Source organism: Nitratireductor sp. XY-223, from assembly GCF_004959855.1.
GTDB lineage: Bacteria > Pseudomonadota > Alphaproteobacteria > Rhizobiales > Rhizobiaceae > Hoeflea_A.
Map to the genome: position 1 here is coordinate 371654 of NZ_SPNT01000003.1, position 25981 is coordinate 397634.

Sequence of the window (25981 nt, forward strand, 5' to 3'; positions counted from 1 at the left end):
GTCAGGAACCGTCTGACTCGTCCGGGAACGCATCTTCCCGCCCGAACAGTTTTGCCGCGTTTCGGAAGGCGATCTTTTCGGCCGTCTCGCGCGGCAGCCGCGCCAGCCATTGCCGGTTTTTCGCAATGAGGCCGTCATAGTCGGCCCACTGGCTGTTGACCCAGGTATCGGAGCCGACCATGAGCCGGTCGGCATGACGCATGATCACCGGCTGCCAGCGTTCCCAGTTCCGCAGGATATCGCCTTCGCGGTAGGACGTGTCCGCATAGAGCGTCGGATACTGCGACATCATCCGGTCGACCGTTTCCGGCGGATCGGACATGCCGGCATGGGCCCAGATGATCGTCAGTGACGGGGCGAACTCGTAGAACAGCTCCACCGGACCGAATCCCGAGTGGATGTGGATCGGGATGTCATGGTCGACGGCAAGGGCGGCAACCTCCTCCAGAAACGGCCGATCGCTCGGATCCAGGCTGTGGACATGGAACTCGCCCAGCCCCTCATGGGGGAAGCGCTGAAGCCGGTCCCTTAAATAATCCAGCATACCTTCGGCCTTGGTCCAGTTCCCGGAACCGGCGCTGCCGTGATAGGGGCGCAGTTCGGGAACGATTCTGTCCGGCGCAAATTCGAACAGACGGATCGTGCCTTCATCCGGTGTTGATGAGACCAGCGCCATGGCAACGCCGTTTCGGTCCATCAACGCGATGACCGTTTCCGGAGGGTAGGGGCCCCATGCCGGTTCCTTGTAATGCACGTGTGCATCGAAGATCGGAACGTCCTCTATGGCGTCTCCGATCGGTCCATGGCCGTCATCGGCCAGGGCGGTTAGACCGAACAGAGTCGCAAAGACGGCAAGGAGCACCTGATATTTCATTGTCAGTCCGCCGCGAAGCACATGAAAAGACCGGCGCCGCCTGTCCGCGCGAGCGCTTCCGGGCTGCAGCCGCGTGAAGGATGCGCCGAATTCCACGAGGTGTTGCCGCCGCCGTGGCGGTCATGGTGGCCGACCTGCGCGCTGCCTTCGTTGTTGCTCGTCCAGTTGCCGCAGGTATGGTCCTTGTCGTCCGGGAAATAGGCGGTGCCGTCGGCCATCGATCCGGTGAGGATGTCATGCTGATTGGGGCTGTCGCCGCGACCCTTGACCGGACTGCCGCTCTCGTCGAGCGCCGTGCGTTTGACGATGTTCGGGTTGATATGCAGTTGATCGACATCCACGGCAATCAGCTCGCCGGCGGCATTGTACCAGGGGCCAGAGCCGATCCGGTCGCGCGCCGAGATGCCGCGTTTTCCGTCCTCTTCGGTGCTGAGATAGGCACGCCAGGTGCGGCCGGTGCTGCCGGCGGCCTCGGCAAGCTGCTGGCAATAGGCGTCGGCGCCTTCGATGCCGCCAAGATTGCCGCCGTCCCCGGGCCCGACGCTGGTGATGAAAAATCCCATCGGCGGATTGTCCGCGACCGCAAACGACAAAGGCGCGAGGACCAGCGTCGAAACGAGGAGTGCTTTCTTGAACATGCATGGTTCCTTCCGTGTGTGCGGAGAATTGCGCGGTTGTCGACATCATCAGTGGCCCGCAGACCATGCGGCTCATTATGGCGCGCGCATGAGTCGGTTCAATCGGGCTCAAAATGCCAATACTTGAATGGTACAAACAATGCATAGTTGAACGGATGCATCTATTTTTATTATTAAATATCAGAAACATATGGTAGTGTACCATTCAAGAAGCGCGAATGAGCAGGAATTCGGCGCCTATGAAGTGGTCTGAAACCGTCTACGTTCTGGCAGCGACTCTCTTGGCTGCAGGCATCGTTGCGGCCACCAATCCGAACGCGTTTGGCGACCTGCGCATCTTTCTTTACGCCTACTGGCTGGTGCGGTTGTCGATAGAATGCGGCCTGTTCATCGCCTTCCGGAGCCTGCTCGAGGCGGCTGGCATGGCAAGAGAACGCCGGTTCCTGCTGTTCTCGTCGGCCTTCCTGCTCAGCCTGATTCCGTTCGTTCTCGCGATCACGGCACTCGACATCGTCCTCGGCTTTCCGGAACTGGGCCTTGCCGTGCCCGGTGGGGCCGAGGGGGCATTCCTGCGGGAGTTTTTTCTTGAGGTCGGCTATCTCGCCGATGATCACCTGTTCCTGTGCCTTCTGGTCTCGCTGCCGCGGCTGATTGCCCGCAGCGGATCACCCACGCTGTTGCTGCGGGAATTCGAGCAGCCGCTGGACGAGGCCCACGTCCTGGGTCCGGAGCAACTGCCGATGCTCGATGCGCCGCTGAAAGGCGCACTGCTGCGCGTCGAGGCGCAGGAACACTACGTCATTATCAACACGACGGAGGAGCAGCGCATGGTGCTTGGCCGGTTTTCCGACATCGTGGCGCTGTTGCCGGGTGCTCTCGGAATGCAGGTGCACCGGTCCCACTGGGTCGCCGGCGCTGCCGTCTCTTCCGTTTTCACCGAGAAACGAAACATGAAGCTGCGCTTGCGGAACGGCGATGTCGTGCCGGTCAGCAGGCGTTTCCGCAGTGCCGTGCAAGGCCGGTTCGACTTGGGCGGCGTTTCCGCCGGCGGCGGCGCTACACAACAAGCGTGAAGGCCCGTTCCCCGAGGCGTTGTCCGTTGGCCTGGATCTCGACAACGTGCCGCCCGCCGTAATAGGTGCGCGTGGTGACGGCGCGCAACGAGTGCTTCTTCTCGAAAACCATGCGCTCACCGGCCGCAAGGCGCAGGGTCTTCCACTTGAACACCTTGGGTGACGTGCTGCCATTGGCCTTCCGGTGATGGACGACATAGTCGACGATCACCTCCTGCTCCGATGTCGCGGTCGATCGTATGTCGGCGGATATCCGCAGCGTCTCACCCATGTGGACCGTGTCGCGGTCGAGCGAAAGCCCGTCGAGCGCCACCTGAGCGGGCCCGTAACCCAGCGTTCCGAGCGTCGGGCGGTGGCCGGCCTTGATGAGCGAGCGGCAGGCATGCCGGACCAGCCTCTCGCGGTTCTTGCCCGGATTGCCCGTTAGCCAATTGCCGGCGATCCGGGCGACGAGATCCGGATGGTCCTTGGCGATGTCATTGAGACTGTTGGCGACGGAGCGGCGCACATAGTCCTGCGGGTCGTCCCGCAGCGTTTCCAGGACGGGCAGGATCGGCGACGGATCCGCGACAAAGACGTTGAGGCGCATGCCCCAGGGAAGACGCGGGCGGGTGCCTTCAGATGCCAGGCGCCGGACGTGGTAGTTGCCGTCCTTCGCCCACCGCGAAACATGCCGCATAGCGCGTTTCGTGTCGGCGGCTATGAAGGGGCGCACGGCGAATTCGGCGCTCATCCGCTTCGTCATCTCCTTCAGCACGTCCATGCTGTGGTCGAAATCGTCAAGACCCCCGCGCGCCACGAATTCGGCCATCGGAAGGACCGCCCAGCCGCGGAGGCCGCGTGCGTCGCTCGACAGTTCCGAAAGGTCGACATCGTCTTCCGGGTGAAGGGCGCCGACAAGGATGGCGCAAGCGGCCCTGAAATCACCTGGAAGGCTGGCGGACAGCGCGTCGGTAATGTGGTTGGAGCGCTGTTTCAGTTCCAGCGCATCGAGCCCGTCAAGCGCGCGCTTCGAAAACAGTCCGGCGTCGAATTGCGGCGACTGGCGCGCCAGGTGCTCCGCCATCGCCGCGACCAGGTCCGCGTTGAAGAAGTTCTTGAATGGTTCGGGCATCGATGCGCGTCTCCTCGCCTGTATCGGCCCGAATAGATCACAGCCCTCCTTACAGCGGCCTGTCAGGAAGATGCGGGATTATCCACTATGCGGTTGCCTGATTTCAGTTATCCTCATCGATGTCGGACAGCGAGGTGCCGCGCCAGTCGGGATCGGGCTCAGCCGGTTCGGTCGCTAGGCTAGCCGCCCGTGCACCCTGAATGGCGCAGTATTCGTCCTTCTCCGAGCTGTCGCCGCTGATGCCGACGGCGCCGATCGTGCTGCCGTCATCATCGAGCACCAGGACGCCGCCAGGCACCGGGACGAAGCGGCCGTCGGAGGCGGCGGCGAGCGCGTTCTGGAAAACGGGGCGCTTGCTCAATCGGTCCCTGATCAGGCGGCTTGAAACGCCCATGCCGAGGGCGCCCCAGGCTTTGCCGCGCGCCACGTCGAAGCGCAGGATGCCCGAACCGTCTTCGCTCTTGGATGCAACGATGTGACCGCCCGCATTCAACACAACGACAGTGAGGGGATGCATGTCCTCCGCGCGCCCGGCGGCGAGCGCCCCGTCGACGATTTTTTCCGCAAGGGTCAGTGGCATCGAGGTCTTGATACGCATGAAATAGTCCCTCCGAATTGTCAGTTGCGCATGAGGTCGGGCAGCCAGGTGACGATTTCCGGGAAAGCCAGCAGCACGGCAATTGTAATCACGTCGGCGACGAAGAACAGCATCACCCCGCGGAATATCTGGCCGAGCGGAATGTCCGGCCGTACGCCGTTGACGACGAAGCAGTTAAGGCCGATCGGCGGTGTGATCAGGCAGACCTCGGCCATCTTGACGACAATGATGCCGAACCAGATGGAATCGAAACCCAGCGCGATCACGGCCGGGTAGACCACCGGCAGTGTCAGAAGCAGCATGCCGATGGCGTCCATGAACATGCCGAGGACCGCGTAGGCCACCAGGATACAGATCATGATCACCATCGGGTCCGTGTCGAGGCTGAGGATCCACGACGTGAACGCCTCCGGCAGTCCGGAAAATCCGAGGAAGCGCACGAAGATCAGCACGCCCCAGATGAGCGAGAAGATCATCGCGGTCAGCTTTGCCGATTCCATCAGCGCGGCCCGGATCGTCTTGAAGCCGGTACCCCTGAAAAGCGCCAGGACGAAAACGACACCGGCGCCCAGAGCGCCCGCCTCGGTCGGTGTCGCCCAGCCGTTATAGATGGCGGATATGATGATGACGACGACGAGCAGGATCGGCGAGACGCCAGGCAGCGTTGCGAAGCGCTCGCGCCAGGAAAATCCCCCGACAGACGGTGCGGAGTCCGGTGCAACGAAGGACCATACAATAATGATGGCGGCATAGATGAGCGCCGATACGGCGCCCGGCAGGAAGCCGGCGAGCAGCAGCTGGCCGACGGATTCCTCGACGATGATGGCGTAGATGACAAGGATGGCCGAAGGCGGGATCAGCGTCGCCAGCGTACCGCCTGCAGCGACGACCCCGGCCGCCAGTTTCTTGTCATAGCCGTATTTCAGCATTTCGGGGATGGCAACCCGGGCGAAGACCGCTGATGTCGCGACCGATGCGCCGGAAACGGCCGCAAATCCGGCGGTCGCAAACACGGTGGCGACGGCGAGGCCGCCCGGCACCCAGCCAACCCATTTGCGGGCGGCCTCGAATAGCTGGCGCGTCATGCCGGCATGGAATGCCAGGAAGCCGATGAAGATGAACATCGGCAGGACGCTGAGCGCATAGGTGGATGATTTGGAGTGCGGGATCGTGCCCACGATGCCGGCCGCCGGTCCCCAGCCGAGCAGTTCCACCAGCCCGAACAGTCCCGTCACGGCGGCGGCGAAAACGACACGCACGCCAAGGAAGACAAGGAACAGCAGCAGTCCGAGGCCGATGAGGCCGACCGTGAGCGGATCGTCGAAGCCGATGCCGATAATCATGGCTTCGTCCCGGCTGCTTCGTCGATGGTCTCGCCGAGCGCCCCTTCGATTTCTTCCTTGGCCACCTCCGAAACGTCCTTGTGAACGCTGACGCCCTCGGGTGCCAGTGCCGGATTGATCAGCAGCCGGATGGATCCGGCGAGCTGTATCGCCAGGCGCACGAACCAGAGAGAAAAGGCAACAGGAACCAGCAGTTTTGACGGCCAGACGGGAAACTCCGCGTCAATGGTCGAGTCGCCCAGCTGATAGGAGCGCATGAAGTGGTCCCACCCGTACCAGATGAGCACACCGACAATGCCGAGGCCGACCAGCGTGGCGAGCGATTCGGCGGCCCACAGAACGCGCCCGCGAAGGCCTCCGATGAACAGCTCCATGCGGATATGGGCACCGAGGCGCTGACAGTAGGCGGCGCCGAGAAAAGCCATGCTCGCCATGGACAGCTCCACGAGATCGATATAGCCGGTGATCGGGGAGTTGAAGATCGAGCGCAGCCCGATCTGGGCGATGCCGAGCACCATCAGGACGAAGATGGCAATGCCGGCGACCATGTTGGCGGCGTCTTCCAGCGGCGCGAACATACGCCCCAAACGGGCGACCGGACCCGGACCGATTTCATCCGGTGCACTCGGCTGTGTTGTCATGGCATGCCCTTGGCGCGTCGCTCGTCAATGATGCGGAGGAGGGGATGCCGGAACCGATGTGATGCTCCACCTCCGGTTCCGGCCAGCTGTTGAGGCCCTATTGCGCCCTGGCCTCATCAGCATACTGCCAGATCGCATCGAACACGCCCTGAGAGTCGAACTTGTCCTTGTTGGCTGCGATCCATTCGTCCCAGACGGGCTTGCCCGCGACCTCGCGGAAGCGCTCAAGGTCCTCGTCCGAATAGGTGATCTTCTTCAGGGTTTCCTCGAACACCGGCAGGTTCTTCTTGTCCTGCTCGGCATAGGCCGCCAGCTCGGTGTCCATGACGAGGTCACGGTTTTCCATCAGGAAATCCTGATACTGCTTGGGCAGTGCATCGAAGGCGGTCTTGTTGAACACCCATCCGCATTCCGATGTTCCGGGCGTAAGATTGCTGGTGAACCAGTCCGCCTCGTCACTGATCTTGAAAGCCACGTGGGCGTAGGTGAACGGAAAGGCCGCCGCATCGAGCGCACCGCGCTGAAACGCCGTCGAGGTCTCGCCGGCGGGCAGGGTCACCTTGGTCGCGCCCAGCTTCTCCATGGCCGAGCCAAGGCCGCCGCCGGCCCGCACGCGCATGCCGTCCCAGTCCTCGAGGGACTCGGGCGCATCGCCCTTGCCGAGGATCTCATACTGCGGCAACAGGCCCGAGACGTACGGAATGGCGTTCCATTTTTCCATGTCGGCAACGAGCGCCGGATGCTCGAACATCTTCGAGCGCACATATTTATCCACCTTCGGATCGCCCAGCGGCAGGAAGGGGAGCGAGAACACCATGAAGGACGGGTTCTTGCCGGGGTGGTAGAAGTTGCAGAACGCGGCGCCCTCGAATGCGTTGAGTTTCAGGCCGTCGAGATTCTCGCGCGCCTGTGAAAGCTGGCCACCGTAGAAAATCTTGATTTCGAAGTTGCCGTCAGTCTCCGCTGCCGCCTTTTCCGCCAGCGCTTCCATCCCCGCCGACAAGGCGCGCGGATTGCCCCACATGGAAATCTTCCAGAATACTTTCGGCCCATCGATATTCGCCGCATGGGCGCTCGGGCTCAGGACGGCGGCACTCGCCAGAGCGCCGGCAAGCAGAGAAAGTCGCAATGTCATCGGGTCCTCCCATTTATGCTTCCGACCGGCCGTTGCGGTCCGATCACGAATTCCTGATTTGACAGGTTGGCCGATATTAGAACGCAAAAATTCAAAATGCAATAATATCGATATTTTTTGTCTAACTGATTTATTTTCGAGATTTTTTGACCCACGAATAAAATCTGGATTGCCGGGTTTCGACCGCCCCAGGACGGATTTTCGGAAGAATCAGCGCAAAATCCGGAACGGCGAATACCTCGAAGGGGATTGCAGTCGTGTCGCCGCACCCGCGTTGCGGAACCGGATCCGCAACGGTTAACCGTCCCGAACATCTGAGGAAAACCGGCAGTGTATTCTTGCCTTCTGGGCGCGACAAAATGGCGCAGTGCGGCTATAGTGAGGCCAGTGCAGGTCGCGGACTGCGTGACCGGCCGAGCCAAGGGCACCACATCGGTCCGTGACCATGCCGAACCCGACGAAGGGAGGAATGGTTATGGGGAATATCCACGTCATCACCGGCTCTGATGGAGATGTCGCGCATCCGCAAATCCGCAAGATCTCGAATGCGGATGTGGTCGACGCGCTTCGCAAGGGGCTCGATGATTTCTGGGACAAGCCGTCGCATTATGTATTTTTATGTCTGATCTATCCGATCGTCGGCGTCGTGCTGATTACCTGGACATCGGGCGGCAATGCGTTGCAGCTCGTCTATCCGCTGATGGCGGGATTTGCCCTTCTCGGACCGATCGCCGCGATCGGCCTTTATGAGATCAGCCGGCGGCGCGAACTGGGACTGGACACGTCCTGGAAACACGCGCTCGAGGTGACGCGCTCCCCTGCTATTCCGGCGATCCTCGCCGTCGGCGCGGTGCTCGTCGTGATGTTCGTTGCGTGGATGTACGCGGCACAGGCGATCTATCAGGGCCTTTACGGGCAGGCGGCGCCGGATTCCATCTGGGCCTTCGTGGGCAGTGTCCTGTCGACGCAGCAGGGCTGGATGCTGATCATTGTCGGCAATGCCGTCGGGTTCGTCTTTGCACTTGTGGTGCTGTGCACGACGGTCATCGCCTTTCCGCTGCTGCTCGACCGCGATGTCGGCGCCTATTCCGCGATCGAGACCTCCGTGCGTGCCGTAGCCGCAAATCCTGTTCAGATGATCCTGTGGGGCCTGATCGTCGCCATTACCCTTCTGATCGGATCGATCCCGCTTCTGGTCGGACTGGCAATCGTAATGCCGGTGCTCGGACACGCGACCTGGCATCTTTACAGGAAGGTTGTCGCGCAACCGGAAAGCAAGTGACACCGTCTACAGGACGGACAAAAAAACCGGCGCCGTAAGCGCCGGTTTTTTATTGCGAAAAGTTTGCCGGTCACCCGTCGGTACCGAAATAGGTGAGCCGTGTCAGGATCGTGTAGTCCGATTCTAGTGCCATAATGGCGACGAAAACCAGGATCGCTATCGGCGGCAGGAGAATGGCGTAGTTGAGTGCCGGCCGTTCCCATTTCATATGCATGAAGATCGCCATGATCAGCCCGGCCTTGGCAACCATGAAAATCAGGATCAGCGTCCACCGCAGATAGCCCTGCAGCCCGATATAGTCGACGAAATAGGATGCGGCGCTCAATATGAACAGCCAACCCCAGACGATGAAATAGACCTTGAGCGGGTGATGCTGGTGAAGGCTATCGTCGTCCTCGAAGTCAGCCTGCTGCGCGGCGTCGTTCAATGTTTCATCGTAGGTTTCCGTGCGTTCCATGAGATTTCCTCACCAAAGATAGAAAAACGCGAAGATGAAGACCCAGACCAGGTCGACGAAGTGCCAGTAGAGCCCCATCACCTCGACGCTCTCATACTGGCCGCGCCGACTGGTGAAAAAGCCGCGTCGCCCGACATCGTAGTCGCCGCGCCAGACCTTACGGGCCACAATCAGCAGGAATATGACGCCAAGGGTCACGTGGGTTCCGTGGAACCCGGTGATCATGAAGAAGGACGCGCCGAACTGCGATGCACCCCACGGGTTGCCCCACGGCCGCACGCCTTCCGAGATCAGCTTGGTCCACTCGAAGGCCTGCATCCCGACGAATGTGGCGCCGAGAAAGGCCGTCACAAGCAGGAACAACACGGTCATCTTGCGGTTTTTGCGGTAGCCGTAATTCACCGCCATCACCATTGTGCCGCTGCTGGAGATGAGCACGAATGTCATGATGGCGATCAGCAAGAGCGGGAAGTTGATGCCGCCGACATGCAGCGCGAACACCTCGCTGGGGTTCGGCCAGGGTATGGCCGTCGACATGCGCGCCGTCATGTAGGACAGCAGGAATGTGCCGAAGACGAATGTGTCGCTCAAAAGGAAGATCCACATCATCGCCTTGTGCCAGGATGCGGTCTTGAAGGAGCGTTGGTCCGACGACCAGTCCGAGACAATGCCGTCCCAGCCCGGTTTGAGCTGCGGTTGGGTTACGGTCGATTGGTCCGTGCTTTGCGCCATGCTCATTCCTTCCTAGACAAGCAATTGTCGGCAGATATCGGCGAATTCGTTCAGCCAGCCGGCCAGAAGCGCGACGATGATGACCCAGACAAGGAGCATGAAGTGCCAATAGGTCGCACACAGTTCGGTACCGGTGCGAAGACGCTCCGTCACTTCGCCGCCCGCCGACTGAACCGCCGTGCGGGCGAGGGCGATCAGGCCGCCGATCATATGCAGCCCGTGTACCCCGGTGATTAGCACGAAGAAGCTGTAGGCCGGGTTCGAGGTCGCGAAATAGCCGAGCTCGGCGAGCGCGCGCCAGGCAAGCACCTGGCCGACGAGAAAGATCACCGCGGCCGCGGCGCCGGCAAGCAGGTCCTGACGCAGGGCCTGAAGGCGTCCCCGCCGCGCCGCGACGACCGCCATCTGAAGCGCGATACTGCTCAGCACAAGTGCGCCGGTGTTGAACCAGACGATGCGCGGCATGGCGAGCGTGCGCCAGTCGGGAAACTCCATGCGCATGAAATAGGCGCTGAAGAACAGGGCGAACAAGGCGCCGACCACCGCGAGAAAAACACCGAGGCCGACCTTCGAGGCCGGCTGATTGATTGCCTCTGTCCCGGGCGCAAGGCCCGCATTCCCGGTCTCCAGCCAGGGCTTGGAGAACAGCCGCTGGCGCGACAGCCACCAGCCGGCGATCGCCACGACAATGGCCAGGAAGATCAGGGCAGCGATCATGAAGCGGCCTCGCTTGCCGGTGCTTTTTGCGGCCATGGATCGTTCTGCGCCAGGTAGTCGTCAGGCGCGTCCGGGACGCTGTAGTCATAGGCCCAGCGGTAGACGATCGGCAGGTCCTTGCCGAAATTGCCGTGTATCGGCGGCGTCTCCGGCGTTTGCCACTCGAGCGTCGTCGCCCGCCACGGATTGCCGCCCGATTCCTTGCCGTAGCGCAGGCTCCAGAACAGGTTGAACATGAAGACCACCTGGGCGAAACCGACGATCAGCGCGGCCACGGAGATAAATGCATTCAAGGAGTGCAGCGAATCGGTGACGAATGTCGCATCGCCGAGTTCGTGATAGCGGCGCGGTACACCGACAAGGCCGACATAGTGCATCGGGAAGAAGATCGCGTAGGCGCCGACAAAGGTGACCCAGAAGTGGAATTGGCCCATCGCCTCGTTGAGCATGCGCCCGGTCATCTTCGGATACCAGTGATAGATCGCCCCGAAGATCACCATGATCGGCGCGACGCCCATGACCATGTGGAAGTGGGCAACGACGAACATCGTATCCGACAGCGGCACGTCGACCACCACATTGCCGAGGAACAGGCCCGTCAGGCCGCCATTGACGAAGGTGACGATGAAGCCTATGGCAAACAGCATCGGCAGCGACAGGTGGATATCGCCGCGCCAAAGCGTCAGCACCCAGTTATAGACCTTGATGGCCGTCGGCACCGCGATGATCAGTGTCGTGGTGGCGAAGAAGAATCCGAAATACGGGTCCATGCCGCTGACATACATGTGGTGTGCCCAGACGATGAAGCTCAGCGCGCCGATGCCGACGATCGCCCACACCATCATGCGATAGCCGAAAATGTTCTTGCGCGCGTGGGTGCTGATCAGGTCGGAGACGATGCCGAAGGCCGGCAGCGCCACGATGTAGACTTCCGGATGGCCGAAGAACCAGAACAGGTGCTGGAAAAGAATCGGGCTGCCGCCGCCATATTCAAGCTGTTCGCCAAATTCGACGAGGGCCGGCATGAAGAAGCTGGTGCCGAGCAGACGGTCGAACAGCATCATGACGCAGGCAACGAATAGGGCAGGGAAGGCGAGCAGCGCCATGACCGTGGCGGTAAAGATGCCCCAGACCGTTAGCGGCATGCGCATGAGGGTCATGCCGCGCGTGCGGGCCTGCAGCACGGTGACCACGTAGTTCAAGCCGCCCATGGTGAAGCCGACGATGAACAGCATCAGCGATGCGAGCATCAGGAGGATGCCGGCCTGCTGGCCGCCCGGGGTTCCGGAGGTGATTGCCTGTGGCGGATAGAGCGTCCAGCCGGCGCCGGTCGGCCCGCCGGGCGCAAAGAAGCTGGCGACGAGAACCAGCACGGCCAGCAGGTAGACCCAGAAACTGAGCATGTTGACGTAAGGGAACACCATGTCCCGCGCGCCGACCATCAGCGGAATGAGATAGTTGCCGAAGCCGCCGAGAAACAGTGCTGTCAGCAGATAGACCACCATGATCATGCCGTGCATGGTGATGAACTGGTAATAGGCCTCGGGCGTAATGAAATCGAAGGTGCCCGGAAATCCGAGCTGCAGGCGGATCAGCCAGGACAGTACAAGCGCGACGAGCCCGATGGCGATCGCCGTGCCGGAATACTGGATCGCGATGACCTTTGCATCCTGTGAGAAGACATATTTCGTCCACCAGCTCTTGGGGTGGTATAGCTCAACCTCGGGGACTTCCGCAGGCGGTATATTGTCGACTGCTTGAGGCGTGGCGTCTGCCATAGGTACCCTCCTTCAAATACGCATAGGGACGAGCTGTCGATCCCCATCGCTTCCCATTCGCAAAGGCGCGTCTGCGGCCGGCTACTCCTCCAGCCTTGCCGCGGCGCTTAGTTTCGTCGGTGACGAAAGCTGTGCGAATGTCGACTGCTCCTGCAGCCACTCCTGATAATCCTCTTCGGTGTCGATGACGACGAAGCCTCGCATATGCGGATGACCGACGCCGCACAGTTCAGCGCACAGGATCTCGAATTCGCCCGTGCGTGTCGGCGTGAACCAGAAATAGGTCACCATGCCGGGCAGCATGTCCATCTTGGCGCGGAACTCCGGAACGTAGAAATCGTGCAGCACGTCGGCGGAACGCAGCAGGACTTTTACCGGCTTGCCGATCGGCAGATGCAGGTCGTCCGCCTCGATGATGATATCGTCCTGGCCGGCCGCGTCGCTTCTGTTGACGCCGAGGGGATTGTCGGCATCGATGAGCCGGTTATCCGAAAGGCCAAGTTTCCCGTCGGCGCCGGGCAGCCGGAAGTTCCAGCTCCACTGTTGTGCAAGTACCTCGATCTCCGTTGCCTCGTCGGGCACGCTGACGAACTGCGCCCAGACGATGAGGCCGGGCGCCAGCATTGCCGCGACGCCGAGGCCCGTCACGATCGTCAGGGCCCATTCCAGCTTGTTGTTCTCGGGTTCGTAGGCGGCCTTGCGGCCTTCCTTGTGTCGAAAGCGCAGCACGCAATAGGCCATGAATAAGATGACGAGCGTGAAAACGACGCCGGTGATCCAGAACGTGATGATCAGGGTGTCGTCGATATAGCCCCAGTTGGACGCAATCGGCGTCCACCACCACGGGCTGAGCACATGGAACATGATCGACCCGACGACAACGACGACGAGTATCAGCGCGATGGCCATATTGCCTCCTCCCCACGGCATCAGCATCGCCGCAATTTGAGGGCCTCTTCGCTAAGTGCGGCATATTAGCACAGAGTTTCGCGGAAAGACTAGATTGTGCGTGCGATTGACATTTGATCACCGGAAATATGAACCCGGTTAAGTTTTAAGACTTTGAAAATATGAACTAAATTCAGTTTAGTGTTGTTTTCGTAACCGTCAAGACAGCGGCGAAAAATAGTTCGCTGGCTAGGTAATGGGGCGTGGGTTATCCACATCGAAGAGCGCGGGGCGGAGAGATTCGCATGCCCGGCAGACGCGGCCGGAGAGCTTCAATGTGCCCAGCAACCGGCACGCGCTGATTCAACCTTTGCGGGAGACGGATTGTCGGAGGTCTTACTGCGTTGCGACCGTGAGCGCCATCTCAACCATCGTGTCGAGGGTGGACTGGCGGTCCTCCGGTTCCATCTCCTCACCGGTCACCAGACAGTCCGATACCGTGCAGATGGCCAGCGCCCGCGCGCCGTAGCGGGCGGCCAGCGTGTAGAGCGTCGACGCCTCCATCTCGACGGCAAGAACGCCGTGCCTGGCGAGGGTCGCATAGGAATTTGCCGGATCCTCGAGATAGAACGTGTCGGAGGACACCAGCCCGCCCACATGATATTCCAGCATCTGGGCAATGGCATAGTCGTCGGCCGCTTTCAGCAGTTCGAAATCCGCCGCCGGCGCGAAGGTATAGGGCGCGAACACCGGGGTGTTTTTGGCGCTGTCGGTGGATGCCGCGGACCCCAGTATAATGTCGCGCACCTTGACCTTGGTCGTCAGGCCGCCGCAGGTGCCGACCCTGACGAGCGTCTTGGCCTCATAGACATTGAGTAGCTCATGCACATAGATGGCGGTCGATGGCTGACCCATGCCGGTCGCCTGGACGCTGACGGGCGTGCCCTGCCATTTGCCGGTGAAGCCGAGGCAGTTGCGCACGCCATTGACCTGGCGCGGGCTTTCGAAAAAGTTCTCGGCGATCCACTGCGCCCGCAGCGGATCGCCCGGCAGCAGGACGATCTCGGCATAGTCGCCTTTCTGGGCCTCAATATGCGGTGTCATGGCGTGCTCCCCTCAAAGCGTCCACCCGCGACTATAACCGCTGCGGCGTGCTGCGTTCAAATCGTCCCGCTGAGCGCAACACGCCGCGATGCATCCGGCCCGGCCGGCGGGCCGGCACCGACCGCGTTAGCTTTCGGGTTCAATCGGCACGTAGAGGTCGCCGCCCTCCCGGAATTTCTCGGCCATGGCGGCCATGCCTTCCTTCTGCGCCTCGGCACGGATGTCGTGGGAGATGCGCATGGAGCAGAATTTCGGACCGCACATGGAACAGAAATGCGCCACCTTGTGCGCCTCCTTCGGCAGCGTCTGGTCGTGGAAGTCGCGGGCCGTTTCCGGATCGAGCGCCAGGTTGAACTGGTCCTCCCAGCGGAATTCGAAACGCGCCCGCGACAACGCGTCGTCGCGGATCTGCGCGGCCGGATGGCCCTTGGCGAGATCGGCGGCATGGGCCGCGATCTTGTAGGTGATGACGCCGGTCTTCACGTCGTCGCGGTCGGGCAGGCCGAGATGCTCCTTGGGCGTGACGTAGCACAGCATGGCGGTGCCGAACCAGCCGATCATCGCCGCGCCGATGCCCGAGGTGATGTGGTCGTAGCCCGGCGCGATGTCGGTGGTCAGCGGCCCGAGCGTGTAGAAGGGCGCCTCGCCGCAGGTGGCAAGCTGCTTGTCCATATTGGCCTTGATCTTGTGCATCGGCACATGGCCCGGCCCCTCGATCATCACCTGGCAGTCCTTCTCCCAGGCGATCTTCGTCAGTTCGCCCAGCGTCTCGAGCTCGGCGAACTGCGCCGCGTCGTTGGCATCGGCGATGGAGCCTGGCCGCAGCCCGTCGCCGAGCGAGAAGGCGACGTCATAGGCGCGACAGATGTCGCAGATGTCGGCGAAATGCTCGTAGAGGAAGCTCTCCTTGTGGTGATGCAGGCACCACTTGGCCATGATCGATCCGCCGCGCGAGACGATGCCCGTCGTGCGGTCCGCCGTCAGCGGCACAAAGTGCAGCCGTACGCCCGCGTGGATGGTGAAATAGTCGACGCCCTGTTCCGCCTGCTCGACCAGCGTGTCGCGGAACACCTCCCAGGTAAGGTCCTCGGCGATGCCGCCCACCTTCTCCAGGGCCTGGTAGATGGGCACGGTGCCGATCGGCACCGGCGAATTTCGGATGATCCACTCGCGGATATTGTGGATGTTACGGCCGGTGGAAAGGTCCATCACCGTGTCGCCGCCCCAGCGGATTGCCCACACCATCTTGTCGACCTCGTTTGCCATCGACGAGGTGACGGCCGAGTTGCCGATATTGGCGTTGATCTTGACCAGGAAATTGCGGCCGATGATCATCGGCTCGGATTCCGGGTGATTGATGTTGGCCGGGATGATGGCGCGTCCACTGGCCACTTCGTCGCGCACGAATTCCGGCGTGACGAAATCCGGAATTGCGGCGCCGAAACTCTCGCCGTCACGACTGATCCTCTCTTTGATCTGCGCGCGCCCGAGATTCTCGCGGATGGCGATGAATTCCATTTCTGGCGTGACGATGCCGGCACGGGCATAGGCAAGCTGGGTAACGGCCGTTCCGCCTGACGCGCGCAGGGGCTGATGGCGGAGCGGAAACTCCGGTGTCAGCCGGTCGCCGCTCGCAAAACCGTTATCCTCAGGCTTCACATGCCGGCCGCCGTAAGCCTCGACGTCGCCGCGGGCAAGGATCCAGGTCTCGCGCAGGCGCGGCAGGCCGGCCGCAATGTCGGTTACGGCGTCGGGGTCGGTGTAGGGACCGGAACTGTCATAGACGGTCACCGGCGGCTCGCCCGCCGTCGGATGCAGGGCGATCTCGCGCATGGGCACGCGAATGTCCGGGTGGAGGCTTCCGGGCTTGTGGATCTTTCGGGATGCGGGCAGGGGGCCCCGGGTGACGGTGGGTGTGATGGCGTTCATTTGAATCTCCCTTTTGGGGATCCAAGTTTCGGCACGGCTTGTGGGATACGAAAGGACACTTCGGGCCTGAAGCGGCCCTGCAGCGGCTGTACCATCCCTACGCCAGCGTTAACTGGATCAGGTTCGACGGGTCGCCGCGCCGTGCCGAAGCACCAGCGGCCTCTCAGCTCCTTGCCGGAGCTCCCCAGGTATCAAGGCCCCTATTAAGATCGCTGTGCCGCGGGCCTGTCAAGGCGCAGATCTGTCTTGTTCCAAGGAAGCCGTCACGCAGCCTCCCGTATTTTGCCGTTGCCATGTTTTGCGGCTAGGCTCGAATAAAAAGCCGGGGGACAAAATGCTGACAAGACCATTTCGTGCGGCTTTGCCGCTCTTGATTGCCTTTCTGCTTGTGGCAAAACCGATTGCTGCGGCCGAATTACTGGCTCTCACACTGGATTTTGCCGCATTGGAAGAGGGAGTGCCGGGGACGGCCGGTTATGCGTCGGTTTGGCTTGATGCCGATGAAGAAGCGGAATTTTACGACGAACGGGATTGGACCCTCTCGGTCGGATCGCAGGTTCTGATAGGCACATCCATGCTCAACGACCGTGGTCTGGTTCATATTCGCCTGTTCGATCCGCGCTTGGCCTGGCCCCGGGAGGGCGAAAAGCGCGAACACGATGCGACGCTTTCCTATCGGGATCGGGTCGTTGCGACCGCGAAGGCCACCGGTCCCGCAAACGGCATAGCAACGCTCGGTGGCGGAATAACGGCCTCGGACCTTGGCGATGCAACACTGACGGAACGGTTCGAAGCCGGTTATTTTGATGCCACGAGCGAAAACCAACGCATCTGGTTCTCGGGCCTTTCCGGGGAAAGCAACTGGTTCGAACTTGGCCTGATTGCCCACAGGCGCAATGCGTTTCGCGAGGCGGCCTATTTCTTTGCCCGCGCAGCCGATGCCGATCCAGCCGACGGGTTGGCGGCCGCGTGGCTGGCAAGGACGCTTCACGACACGGGCCGGTTCGAAGCGGATCTGCTTCTTGCTGTCGAGGCTGACCTTCAACGGCGCCTGTCCGATCTCGAAACCCGCGGCGCAAGGGCGGCCGCTGCCTTCGGCGAAGCGCAGCAGCGCGCCACCGAGCGGGAACGCGAATTGCAGGCGGAATTTGCCGGTATCCAGGATCAACTCGCGGCGCTGCCCGACCGGTCCGAGACAAATCCGGACGCTGCCCGGCTGGCTGAGCGGCTCAAAGTCATCAACGCTGAGATCCGGGCACTCGGCGAAAGCCTGAATGAAGAAATCGCCGGCATCGAACGGACCACGCCATTCATGACCCGGATGCTGTTTGAAACTCAGTTGATGCTCGCCCGTATTGCTGCCGGACAAACTGATATGAATACCGGAAAGACGGAGCGGGATTGGGTGGAGGCGGCGCGCAGGACCGCCGAAGTGCCGTATGCGCAGGATTTCAATCCGGTCGGCGTGGACCGGTCCTTGAGGGCAAGAATACTGATCCGGCAAGCGGCACTGGCCAATCGCGAGGCGGAGGCGGAGCAGGCCGCACTGCAGGCGGATCCGGCCTATCGGGAACGGCTTGCCCGTCGCCAGCACCATGATGAGCAGCTATCGGCGCTGAATGTGATGAAATCGGAAGCAGAGGCAGCGGCTGCGGCCCTTCCTGAACGCCCGGACCTCATGAAACTGAGCGACGAAGCTGCCCGGCTCGCAGCACGGTTCGATACCGCCCAGACCGAGCATCAGGCCCGCCTTGAAGCACTTGATGTTGAGCGCAACGAGCTTCAGGCCGCCCGCGATGCGTTGGGCGGCAATCCATCGTCGGAAGCCATTGAGGGCTTCAACGCACGCCTCGACGCCTTCAACGCAAATGTCGATTTGGTGAACGCAAGGGTGCCCGAACTGCAGGCGATGGCGGATACGGCCAATGCGGCGGCAAATGCCTACAACGAAGCCCTAAACCGCGCAAATGAAGAGGTTTATGCGCCCTACAACGACCTGGTCGCTGCTGCCAACGCCAACCTCGATGCGATCCGGGCGCTTTCCGAGGAACTTGCGGACCGCGAACCCCGTTACAAGGACCTCGTATTCGAAAGAGACGGCAGTCTCGCTCTCGCTCGGAGCGAACTCTACAGCCTGATGGGTGAGCGCCCGACTCCCGAGGGTGACAGCTTGATCGACGCGGTCGATACCGCGGTGTCGGTCCCGGATGGCGCGGAGAAAAGCGACGTGGGCACACCCTGGTGCGACAAAGTCGATTTCCGGTGCGATCAGTGTATCGGCCTTGGCGTTCTCGGCTGTACCTTTGCCGAATCGGATGCGCAGAGCGCCTGTTATTCAGGTGAAAGAGTGCTCTTCAGGAAACCGGCGCCGGGCGGCGGCATCATTGGCGGCTGCGGCGGAACGCTTCGGGTGGACCCCGGGACAAGGCGCTGGTCTGTGCAATCGACGGAACGCAATCCCGGAAAGCGTTCCCGGGACGAAGAGGCGGCCGCCGACGACGTGATCGATGTGGCATCCGGGCTGCTTGACCCGTTTTTCGATCCCGCCGCCGGATGCGGCCTGGCTTCACCGGTTTCCGCGGGCGAAGCGGACGATGGCCTTGGCGCCTATCTGGACGAATTCGAGCAAATGCTTGCCGACAGGCGGGAGGAACGCAGGGCGGAGCGGCAACGGGCGGAACGGCTCGAGCAGATGCAGGACTATATCGATCTGCTCAGTCGGCACGCCGGCTCCACGAGCAGCGATGATCTCGAGGCCCTTCGTGACCGGATCAGCGCCACGCCGGACCTGATGTCCGATCCGGATGCGGCGAGGGACGTCGCCGAGCAGCTTTCGAAAATCGCCCAGGAGGCCGTTGTCGCCGGCGCCGCATCGCTGGGAACGGAAAACGGCGCTGACGGTTGGCAGGACTGGGCCGAAAAAACCATGGAAATCGGCGAGAAGGTCAAGGCGATCACCGATGAACTCGGGATCAAGAGCGATACGGTCGACGAGATCAAGGGGTATGTCGACAGCGCCCGCGAGTTGCGTGACGCGATCAACGAGGCCAGAACCACCGGCAGCTCAGAAAAGCTGCGCGGCATATTCAAGGACAAGGTGATATCCGCACTCGGGCCGGTTGGCCAGGTGATCGATCTGCCGGCCGACATCATCAACTCCGGCCTCAACGTTGTCGAGCGGACCACCGGCCAGATTTCGAAACCGCTTGGACATATGAGTGACCTGATTGCCGGCACCGATCCGGATGCCGAGGCCAAGATGCTGGCTGCCGTCGAAGAACTGCAGAACACCAGCGCCAAGGACATCATCAAGGAAGTGGCGCTCGATCCGTTCGAGCGGAAACTGCGCAGTCTTGTCGGCGACAGGGCGGTCGATGTGACGAAGGCGATCTACGAATATTTCACGAAAGAGGAAAAAGCAGAATCTGCTTCCTGTCCGGTTCCGCCGCTGGAATTCGGCTAAGGCGCCATTCGAGTCCGGCGCCGTGCAAATCAGGCCGCAATGAAAAAGGGGCGACCGGTCACAGCCGGCCGCCCTGGCATCGGAAACCTCAAGCGGATGAGGGGAGTAGACCGACAATATGTGGTCAGGCGGCCTCCGACGCCGGAATGCGAAGCTCGTTCTCCAGGTGCATCACCAGGTCTCGCGGCAGCGACAGCCCGTGCACCAGTTTTTTCAGATAAGCGACATCGGCCGGGTTGTCCGGGTCGAGAACCAGCCGCGACACCAGGTAGATTTCGCTGGCCTGCTCCAGGCCGCTGGCATAGCCGGCGATTTCCTCGACATCGGGCGGATCGTTCAGGGTGTCGAAAATCAGCATGTTGGACTCGGTATCGAGCTGCATCCTTGTTATCGCATCCCGGATCGTGCGGCGTTCGTCGGCATCGATATGACCGCCGGCATTGGCAGCCGTGATGATCGCCTTGATGAGTGCGCGCTGGAAGGGCTGCCCGTCGGCCGCGGCGCCTGTTTCTGGATTGAACTGGGCGAGGGAAGGCATGCCCGCCGTGTGCGTGTCCAGCCACCCGGGGGTGTTGGCGGCGTCGCCCTTCACCTCGATCCTGTTTCCGGCATTGCTCTGCCAGTTGTGAAACGCCCGGAACGTGATCGCGGCGAGCGCCGCGGCGCCGCCGATGCCGACCGCCGTGCCGGCGATCTTTCCGACCTTCTTCCGCATTTTCCTGTTGCCGGCGACCAGTCCGAGCAGCCCGCCTGCCGCCAGCCCGCCGCCAAGCCCCGCAGGGTTGATAAACTCCGAAATAGGGCTTCTTGACTGCGTCCCGTTCTGTCCGGCGGCGTTTCCGCCGAGAAACTGACCAAGAAGCTGGTTTATGCTCATGAATTGTTCTCCGGTTCGCCCAACAACATTGCGTTCACACCATTGAGGTGATGCAGGTCCACCCGGATTGCCAATTGATAAGGATCGCGGCTTCAATCGAAAAAATCTATCGGATACAGAAAACTTCAGTCAGGCTTCGATGCGGACTGCGCTCTGACCACCTCGACATCGGTGACGGTCACCATCAGCCCATAGGCTTCGAGCAGCGGCTCCAGCGCGTCGAGGAACCGGGCCGCGGCCTCTTCGTCAAGAACGGTTGTGAAGACCACTTTGCTGCCGGCGCCGCCGGTTACCTGATCGTCGAACCAGCGGCCGCGCGCGCCTTCTCCGCCAAGCGTCGGCTGCAGCGTATAGCCGTCCGAGGACACCTCCATTGCCTGGTCGCGCACCCGCCGCCACAGCGGCGCGTCGACGAGGATTTCGATCTTCTTGCAGTGCGATTTGATCACCATTTTCACACCATCAACTTTGCCAGAGACGTGTAGATCGGTATGCCGATCGTGATGTTGAACGGAAACGTCACCGCCAGCGACAGCGACAGGTAAAGGCCCGCATCCGCCTCCGGCAGCGCCAGCCGCATGGCGGCCGGCACCGCAATGTAGGATGCGCTGGCCGCCAGGATCGCCAGTGCGGTCGTGGTGCCCACATCGAGGCCGATGGCGGCGCCGACCAGGCAGCCGATCGTCCCGTTGACGACCGGAAAGACGATGGCCAGCAGCACGAGGCGCGCAGTCAGATTGCGCGCCAGGCGGATACGCCGCGCCGCGAGCAGTCCCATGTCGAGCAGAAAGAGGCAAAGCAGGCCGTTGAAGCCGGTTTCGAACACCGGTGCGACGGGCGCGAACCCGTCCTTGCCGATAACCAGGCCGATAATGAAACTTCCGGTGAGCAGAACCACCGAACCATTCAGCACGGTCTCGCGCAGGAGTTCGTTGCCCGACTGGAATTTCAGGCCCGTGCCGCCGCGGGCGAGGATTAGTCCAACGATGATCGCGGGTGTTTCCATCAAGGCCAGCACAGCGATCATGTAACCGGCCGGCGGAAGGCCTGAATCGGTCAGGATCTGGTTGCCGGCAATGAACGTCACCACGCTGACGGATCCGTAGTGGGCGGCCACCGCCGCCGCATTTGTGGCATCGAGCTGGCCGAAACCGCGCAGGACGAAGAAGGTGCCGACCGGAATGAGACAGCTCAGCGCCAGACCGGCGACCGCGGCGAGCAGCAGATCGCTGGTAAAGCCGTTGCCGGCTACCAGGATGCCGCCCTTGAGGCCGATCGCGCACATCAGGTAGAGCGACAGCGCCTTGGATATCGGTTCGGGAAAGGCGAGGTCGGAACGGGCGAAGGCAGCGAGGGCGCCGAGCACGAAAAACAGGATGACGGGCGAGAGCAGGCTTTCCACGTCAGCGTCCCGAGCGGATTTCGCCCGACGGAGAACGGGCGGTTTTCAGGCGGTCAGGCTTGTCCTCGCAGGCGTGCGCGTTGAAAGCGGCGCACCTGCCGGGAAAACGGTCATGGATGGGCATGGATCGCTCCGGTCGGTATGTTGCGGCGCGACATTGAACATTTCACCCCAACGTGCCAAATTGTTACTTTCGAAGAAATTGATAGATTTTAGCTATCAAGAACCACGTGGTTCGATGGCGATGGAACGGGCGGGCCTTGCTTTCCCGGCGCAACGGATCCACCGGGCATGGGAACGGGAAACCTATGACGACGCTCAGGCAACTGCATTATCTGGTGGCGCTTTCCGAGGAACTGCATTTCCGGCGGGCCGCGGAACGGGTCAACGTCACGCAGCCGACGCTCAGCGCGCAGATCCAGGAACTGGAAAAGAAGCTGCGGGCACCGCTGGTCGAGCGCGGTGCGGCGCGTGTCACGCTGACGCCGCTCGGCCGCGAGATCGCCGAACGGGCCCGGCGCGTGCTTTCCGAAGTCCAGGACATTGTCGACCTTGCTGCGTCCTCGCAACACGGCTTCGACGGCACGATCCGCCTCGGCGTGCCGCCGACACTCGGACCCTATCTCCTGCCGCACATCGTTCCGGACCTGCATAGCAAATATCCCGGCTTGCGGCTCTATGTGCGCGAGGGCAAGCCGGCCGAGCTGCAGGGCCAGCTCCAGGCCGGCGGCTTCGACCTTGTCATATCGCCGATGCCCATCGCGCACGGGGATCTGGAGGTCGAGCGACTGTTCCGGGAGCCGCTGATGGTCGTCGCCGCGCCCGATCATCCCCTGGCCTCCAGACAGCGCATTCTGAGTTCGGACCTCGCGGGTCAGAGTATCCTTGCGATCGAGAAGGGACACCATCTGCACGAGCAGGTGAGCCGGCTATGCGAGGACTTCGACGCAACGCTGCTGCGTGACTACGAGGGAACCAGCCTCGATACGCTGCGGCTGATGGCCGGCATGGGCGTTGGGCTTGCATTCCTCCCGGCGCTCTATGTCCGTTCCGAAATCGATGGCCGCAGCGAGATCGCTATTCTTGATCTCAATATACCCAACCTTTTCAGGCAGATGGGCCTTGCCTGGCGCAAGCGGTCGGTGCATGCCACGCTATTCAAGGAGATTGCCGATCTCATTCGCACCACGGCCGAGCGCAAGCTGCCGGACGTCACGGTTACGCGGTGATCGCAACCACACGATTGTAGTCTATCTCACACATGTTCCCACATGGCGGTGATATGATCGCACAGGGTCTGAAGCGGGAACGCCGACGCCCGTCGATCGCATCCGGTTTCCGGACGCTGCGCGCTGTCCGGAATGAAACGACTTCAACAGGGGGAACGGCCGTGCCGATTACAGTGGGAAATATCGAACTGCATATGGGGCCGCAGGAGCACGGAGCAGCCGATTCGCTGGTAGCGCCGATCGTGGATTTCATTGGCCGGGCGAAAAGCAGGCAAAACCTCATGATCGCCGTCCAGGAAGTCGACAACAAGCAAATCGCCGACGCGATCATCAAGGCGCGCCTGCGGGGCGTCAATGTCGATCTCGTCGTCGAGCAGAGCTATCTGCTTGGAAAGGGGCGCCCGGACAGCCTTGACGAGGCATACGAGCCGGACGGCCCGCACGAGATCAACCGGAACCTGTTCAACGCGATCCTGCGTTCGACGGCGGATGTCAAAATCGATTTCAACCCCAACATCTTTCACCAGAAGTTCATGATCCTCGGGAATTCCGTGCTGACCGGCTCGACGAATTTCACGACGACGGGCGTGACCAAGAACCTCAACCACGTCATCGTCATCCATGACGCCAAGGTGGCCAACGCGTTCAAGAACGAGTTCAGCGAAATCAAGAAGGGCCGCTTCGGACGCGAGAGCATCGGCCGTGACGATAGCCCGCGAGAGGTGTCGGTGGCCGGCATCCGCGTAAAACCGTGCTTCGCGCCGGATCATGGCCCCGAGATGGAAATCATGAAACAGATCCTGAAGGCCCAAAAGAGGATCGATTTCGCCGCTTTCACCTTCGCCCAGTCCTCGGGAATCGACGATGCGCTGATTGCCGCTCATGCGCGCGGCATCGCCGTGCGCGGTGTGCTCGACCGCCGCCAGGCCAACCAGACCTGGGCGGCAAAGGACGCCTTGAAGAATGCCGGCATAGAGATCGCTGTCGCCGGCGGCACGGGCGGCCTCGGCAAGGTTCACCACAAGATGATGGCGATAGACGACCAGCTCTCGATTTTCGGCAGTTTCAACTACACAAAGCCGGCCAACCGGTCGAACGACGAGAACATCGTCATCGTCGGCGAGCTGTTTGAAACGGACCAGGCAATCCGCAAGGCGCAAGGCAAGCTGGCCAAGGCCGCCCGCAAGGAGATCGACAGGATCATCGACGATTTCGGTTAGCGCGGTCCTGATCGGCGAGCGCAGGCGCTTCGGCCTAGCCGCGCAGGCGTTTTGCCAGTTCCTCGTCCAATTCGGCTATGGGGAAATCGACATGGATGTGGTTGCCGTCGCAATCGAATACGTTGACCTGGACAACCGGAAAATCGGGCACGGTGTTCAAACCGAATTCGATGCCGCGATCCTCCAGTCGGGCGACGAACTCGGAAAGGCCCGACGCGCTGATGGCGAAATGCTCGATTTTCGGCTCGATCGATTTCCGTTCCGATGCCGATCCGACGAGGTGGACCAGTGCATCGTCGCCGGCATAGAGCCAGGCACCGGGAAAAGGAAAGGGCGGTCGCTCACCGTCGACCATTCCGAGGACATCCGTGTACCAGGAAACCATCTCGTCCAGATTGGACGTGATGATATTGACGTGATCGAGTCTCGAAAGAGGCAAGGGTGGCTCCTGTCAGGGATTTGCAAGGCCGGCGTCATCGCGGCCCGGCCTTGAATTACACTGTCGGACGCTATCTGTGTCAAGACGGTGGAGCGCCTGATCACAATGCTTCGGGCTGGGCGGAATTGCGCGCCGCCGGAACGAAAAATGTGCAACAATGGCGACCGAGGCGCATTGAAAGAGCGGGCTGCGCCCGCCTGTCGGGCAACAGGGCTGAAAACGCATGAAGCAGACGAAAATCGCGACGGCATTGGCAATGACCTTGTTGCTTGGGGTCGCCGCGCCGCCCGATTCTGCGGCTCAGACAGGCGAGACGATCGAGGTTGACGTCGAACTGGTGCTGGCCGTGGATGTCTCCCGTTCGATGACGGAAAGGGAACTCCAGATCCAGCGTCGCGGCTATGCCGAGGCGCTCAACAGCGAATCCGTTGCAAAGGCCATCAAGAACGGCCTTATCGGCAAGATCGCACTGACCTATGTCGAGTGGGGCGGGGTCTACTGGCAGCGCGTCGTCGTCGACTGGCAGATCATCGAGAATGAAGCGGACCTTGCCGCCTTTGCTAATCAGATCACCGCCAATTTCGATGGGGTTCTCCGCCGGACTTCGATTTCCAGCGCGATCACCTATGCCGCGAACAAGATCGACGACAACAATTTCACGGCCCTGCGTCGCGTCATCGACATTTCCGGTGACGGTCCCAACAATGAGGGGCCTCCGGTCACCGGCGCGAGGGACGATGCCCTGGCCCGTGGCATGATCATCAACGGCCTTCCATTGATGACCCGCGAAGGCCTCGGCGCGCGGTTTCATCTGGAAGACCTCGACGCCTACTACCACAACTGCGTCATCGGCGGTCCCGGGTCCTTCGTGATCCCGGTCACCGAGTGGGACGAGTTCCCGGAGGCGGTGCGCAGAAAGCTGGTTCTGGAACTGGCAGGCGCCGATGCGATGCCGATCCTGAAAGCCCAGTACAGAGGGGAGACGGAATCCGGCTATGACTGTCTGATCGGTGAGAGGATCTGGCAGCGGTTCATCGGACCGTAGGCG

24 protein-coding genes and 1 riboswitch are annotated in these 25981 nt (G+C 61.6%); of the genes, 6 read left to right on the forward strand and 18 right to left on the reverse strand.

What is annotated here, in order from left to right; translation table 11 throughout:
• Position 1 precedes the first annotated feature (1 nt).
• On the reverse strand, positions 2 to 874 hold the full coding sequence (locus E4M07_RS13325) for an amidohydrolase family protein (RefSeq protein ID WP_136658836.1): 873 nt from the start codon (positions 872 to 874) through the stop codon (positions 2 to 4).
• 2 nt (positions 875 to 876) lie between these two features.
• On the reverse strand, positions 877 to 1512 hold the full coding sequence (locus E4M07_RS13330; protein ID WP_136658837.1) for a hypothetical protein: 636 nt from the start codon (positions 1510 to 1512) through the stop codon (positions 877 to 879).
• A gap of 239 nt (positions 1513 to 1751) precedes the next feature.
• On the opposite strand from E4M07_RS13330, the gene E4M07_RS13335 reads away from it, so the two are divergent.
• Positions 1752 to 2585 carry a LytTR family DNA-binding domain-containing protein gene (locus E4M07_RS13335; protein ID WP_169054210.1) on the forward strand — a complete coding sequence of 278 codons (834 nt, stop codon included), beginning with the start codon at positions 1752 to 1754 and terminating at the stop codon, positions 2583 to 2585.
• On the opposite strand, the gene E4M07_RS13340 is transcribed toward E4M07_RS13335, so the two are convergent.
• The 5 genes from E4M07_RS13340 to dctP all read right to left on the reverse strand — a co-directional run bounded on the left by E4M07_RS13340 (position 2569) and on the right by dctP (position 7416).
• The gene (locus E4M07_RS13340) at positions 2569 to 3699 is read right to left on the reverse strand and encodes a DNA alkylation repair protein (protein WP_136658839.1); all 1131 of its coding nucleotides are present in this window, start codon (positions 3697 to 3699) and stop codon (positions 2569 to 2571) included. The genes E4M07_RS13335 and E4M07_RS13340 overlap by 17 nt on opposite strands.
• Before the next feature lie 103 nt (positions 3700 to 3802).
• Positions 3803 to 4297, reverse strand: a complete 495-nt coding sequence (locus E4M07_RS13345; protein ID WP_136658840.1) for a heme-binding protein — start codon at positions 4295 to 4297, stop codon at positions 3803 to 3805.
• 20 nt (positions 4298 to 4317) lie between these two features.
• Positions 4318 to 5640, reverse strand: a complete 1323-nt coding sequence (locus tag E4M07_RS13350; RefSeq protein ID WP_136658841.1) for a TRAP transporter large permease — start codon at positions 5638 to 5640, stop codon at positions 4318 to 4320.
• On the reverse strand, positions 5637 to 6281 hold the full coding sequence (locus tag E4M07_RS13355; protein ID WP_206057245.1) for a TRAP transporter small permease: 645 nt from the start codon (positions 6279 to 6281) through the stop codon (positions 5637 to 5639). Before E4M07_RS13355 ends, E4M07_RS13350 begins: the two co-directional genes overlap by 4 nt.
• Positions 6282 to 6378: 97 nt before the next feature.
• Positions 6379 to 7416, reverse strand: a complete 1038-nt coding sequence (gene dctP / locus E4M07_RS13360; RefSeq protein WP_136658842.1) for a TRAP transporter substrate-binding protein DctP — start codon at positions 7414 to 7416, stop codon at positions 6379 to 6381.
• Positions 7417 to 7891: 475 nt separating this feature from the next.
• Here dctP and E4M07_RS13365 point away from each other — a divergent pair, with 475 nt between their 5' ends.
• The gene (locus tag E4M07_RS13365) at positions 7892 to 8698 is read left to right on the forward strand and encodes a DUF2189 domain-containing protein (protein WP_169054211.1); all 807 of its coding nucleotides are present in this window, start codon (positions 7892 to 7894) and stop codon (positions 8696 to 8698) included.
• A 70-nt stretch (positions 8699 to 8768) separates the two neighbouring features.
• Here E4M07_RS13365 and E4M07_RS13370 read toward each other — a convergent pair whose 3' ends face one another.
• From E4M07_RS13370 to thiC, 7 genes are all read right to left on the reverse strand, one after another.
• Positions 8769 to 9155: a cytochrome C oxidase subunit IV family protein gene (locus E4M07_RS13370; protein WP_136658844.1), complete on the reverse strand. Its 387-nt coding sequence runs from the start codon at positions 9153 to 9155 to the stop codon at positions 8769 to 8771.
• Between the two features lie 9 nt (positions 9156 to 9164).
• A complete protein-coding gene (locus tag E4M07_RS13375; protein WP_136658845.1) occupies positions 9165 to 9887 on the reverse strand; it encodes a heme-copper oxidase subunit III family protein in 723 nt (240 codons plus the stop codon).
• Positions 9888 to 9899: 12 nt separating this feature from the next.
• Positions 9900 to 10604: a cytochrome c oxidase subunit 3 gene (locus E4M07_RS13380; protein ID WP_136659199.1), complete on the reverse strand. Its 705-nt coding sequence runs from the start codon at positions 10602 to 10604 to the stop codon at positions 9900 to 9902.
• On the reverse strand, positions 10601 to 12382 hold the full coding sequence (ctaD, locus tag E4M07_RS13385) for a cytochrome c oxidase subunit I (RefSeq protein ID WP_136658846.1): 1782 nt from the start codon (positions 12380 to 12382) through the stop codon (positions 10601 to 10603). Before ctaD ends, E4M07_RS13380 begins: the two co-directional genes overlap by 4 nt.
• Positions 12383 to 12463: 81 nt before the next feature.
• Entirely contained in the window at positions 12464 to 13291 is an 828-nt protein-coding gene (locus tag E4M07_RS13390) for a cytochrome c oxidase subunit II (RefSeq protein ID WP_136658847.1), read from the reverse strand.
• A 375-nt stretch (positions 13292 to 13666) separates the two neighbouring features.
• On the reverse strand, positions 13667 to 14374 hold the full coding sequence (deoD, locus tag E4M07_RS13395) for a purine-nucleoside phosphorylase (RefSeq protein WP_136658848.1): 708 nt from the start codon (positions 14372 to 14374) through the stop codon (positions 13667 to 13669).
• 126 nt (positions 14375 to 14500) lie between these two features.
• Positions 14501 to 16303 (reverse strand): phosphomethylpyrimidine synthase ThiC, encoded by a 1803-nt coding sequence (gene thiC / locus E4M07_RS13400; RefSeq protein WP_136658849.1) that lies wholly within the window; start codon positions 16301 to 16303, stop codon positions 14501 to 14503.
• A gap of 76 nt (positions 16304 to 16379) precedes the next feature.
• A riboswitch (TPP riboswitch) is annotated at positions 16380 to 16500 on the reverse strand.
• A 137-nt stretch (positions 16501 to 16637) separates the two neighbouring features.
• Here thiC and E4M07_RS13405 point away from each other — a divergent pair.
• Complete coding sequence (locus tag E4M07_RS13405; RefSeq protein WP_136658850.1) at positions 16638 to 19766, forward strand: hypothetical protein; 3129 nt, start codon at positions 16638 to 16640, stop codon at positions 19764 to 19766.
• Positions 19767 to 19890: 124 nt separating this feature from the next.
• Here the strand turns inward: E4M07_RS13405 and E4M07_RS13410 are convergent, their stop codons facing one another.
• The 3 genes from E4M07_RS13410 to E4M07_RS13420 form a co-directional block, all read right to left on the reverse strand.
• Positions 19891 to 20643: a DUF533 domain-containing protein gene (locus tag E4M07_RS13410; protein ID WP_136658851.1), complete on the reverse strand. Its 753-nt coding sequence runs from the start codon at positions 20641 to 20643 to the stop codon at positions 19891 to 19893.
• A 125-nt stretch (positions 20644 to 20768) separates the two neighbouring features.
• Complete coding sequence (locus E4M07_RS13415; RefSeq protein ID WP_136658852.1) at positions 20769 to 21095, reverse strand: hypothetical protein; 327 nt, start codon at positions 21093 to 21095, stop codon at positions 20769 to 20771.
• 2 nt (positions 21096 to 21097) lie between these two features.
• Positions 21098 to 22045 carry a sodium-dependent bicarbonate transport family permease gene (locus E4M07_RS13420; RefSeq protein ID WP_136658853.1) on the reverse strand — a complete coding sequence of 316 codons (948 nt, stop codon included), beginning with the start codon at positions 22043 to 22045 and terminating at the stop codon, positions 21098 to 21100.
• A 308-nt stretch (positions 22046 to 22353) separates the two neighbouring features.
• Here E4M07_RS13420 and E4M07_RS13425 point away from each other — a divergent pair, with 308 nt between their 5' ends.
• Both E4M07_RS13425 and E4M07_RS13430 read left to right on the forward strand, forming a co-directional pair.
• Positions 22354 to 23274, forward strand: a complete 921-nt coding sequence (locus E4M07_RS13425) for a hydrogen peroxide-inducible genes activator (protein ID WP_136658854.1) — start codon at positions 22354 to 22356, stop codon at positions 23272 to 23274.
• 161 nt (positions 23275 to 23435) lie between these two features.
• Positions 23436 to 24494, forward strand: a complete 1059-nt coding sequence (locus tag E4M07_RS13430) for a phospholipase D-like domain-containing protein (protein WP_169054212.1) — start codon at positions 23436 to 23438, stop codon at positions 24492 to 24494.
• 34 nt (positions 24495 to 24528) lie between these two features.
• Here E4M07_RS13430 and E4M07_RS13435 read toward each other — a convergent pair whose 3' ends face one another.
• Complete coding sequence (locus E4M07_RS13435) at positions 24529 to 24933, reverse strand: VOC family protein (protein WP_136658856.1); 405 nt, start codon at positions 24931 to 24933, stop codon at positions 24529 to 24531.
• Positions 24934 to 25156: 223 nt separating this feature from the next.
• Here E4M07_RS13435 and E4M07_RS13440 point away from each other — a divergent pair, with 223 nt between their 5' ends.
• Complete coding sequence (locus E4M07_RS13440; RefSeq protein ID WP_246660446.1) at positions 25157 to 25978, forward strand: DUF1194 domain-containing protein; 822 nt, start codon at positions 25157 to 25159, stop codon at positions 25976 to 25978.
• The last annotated feature ends 3 nt before the right edge of the window (positions 25979 to 25981 follow it).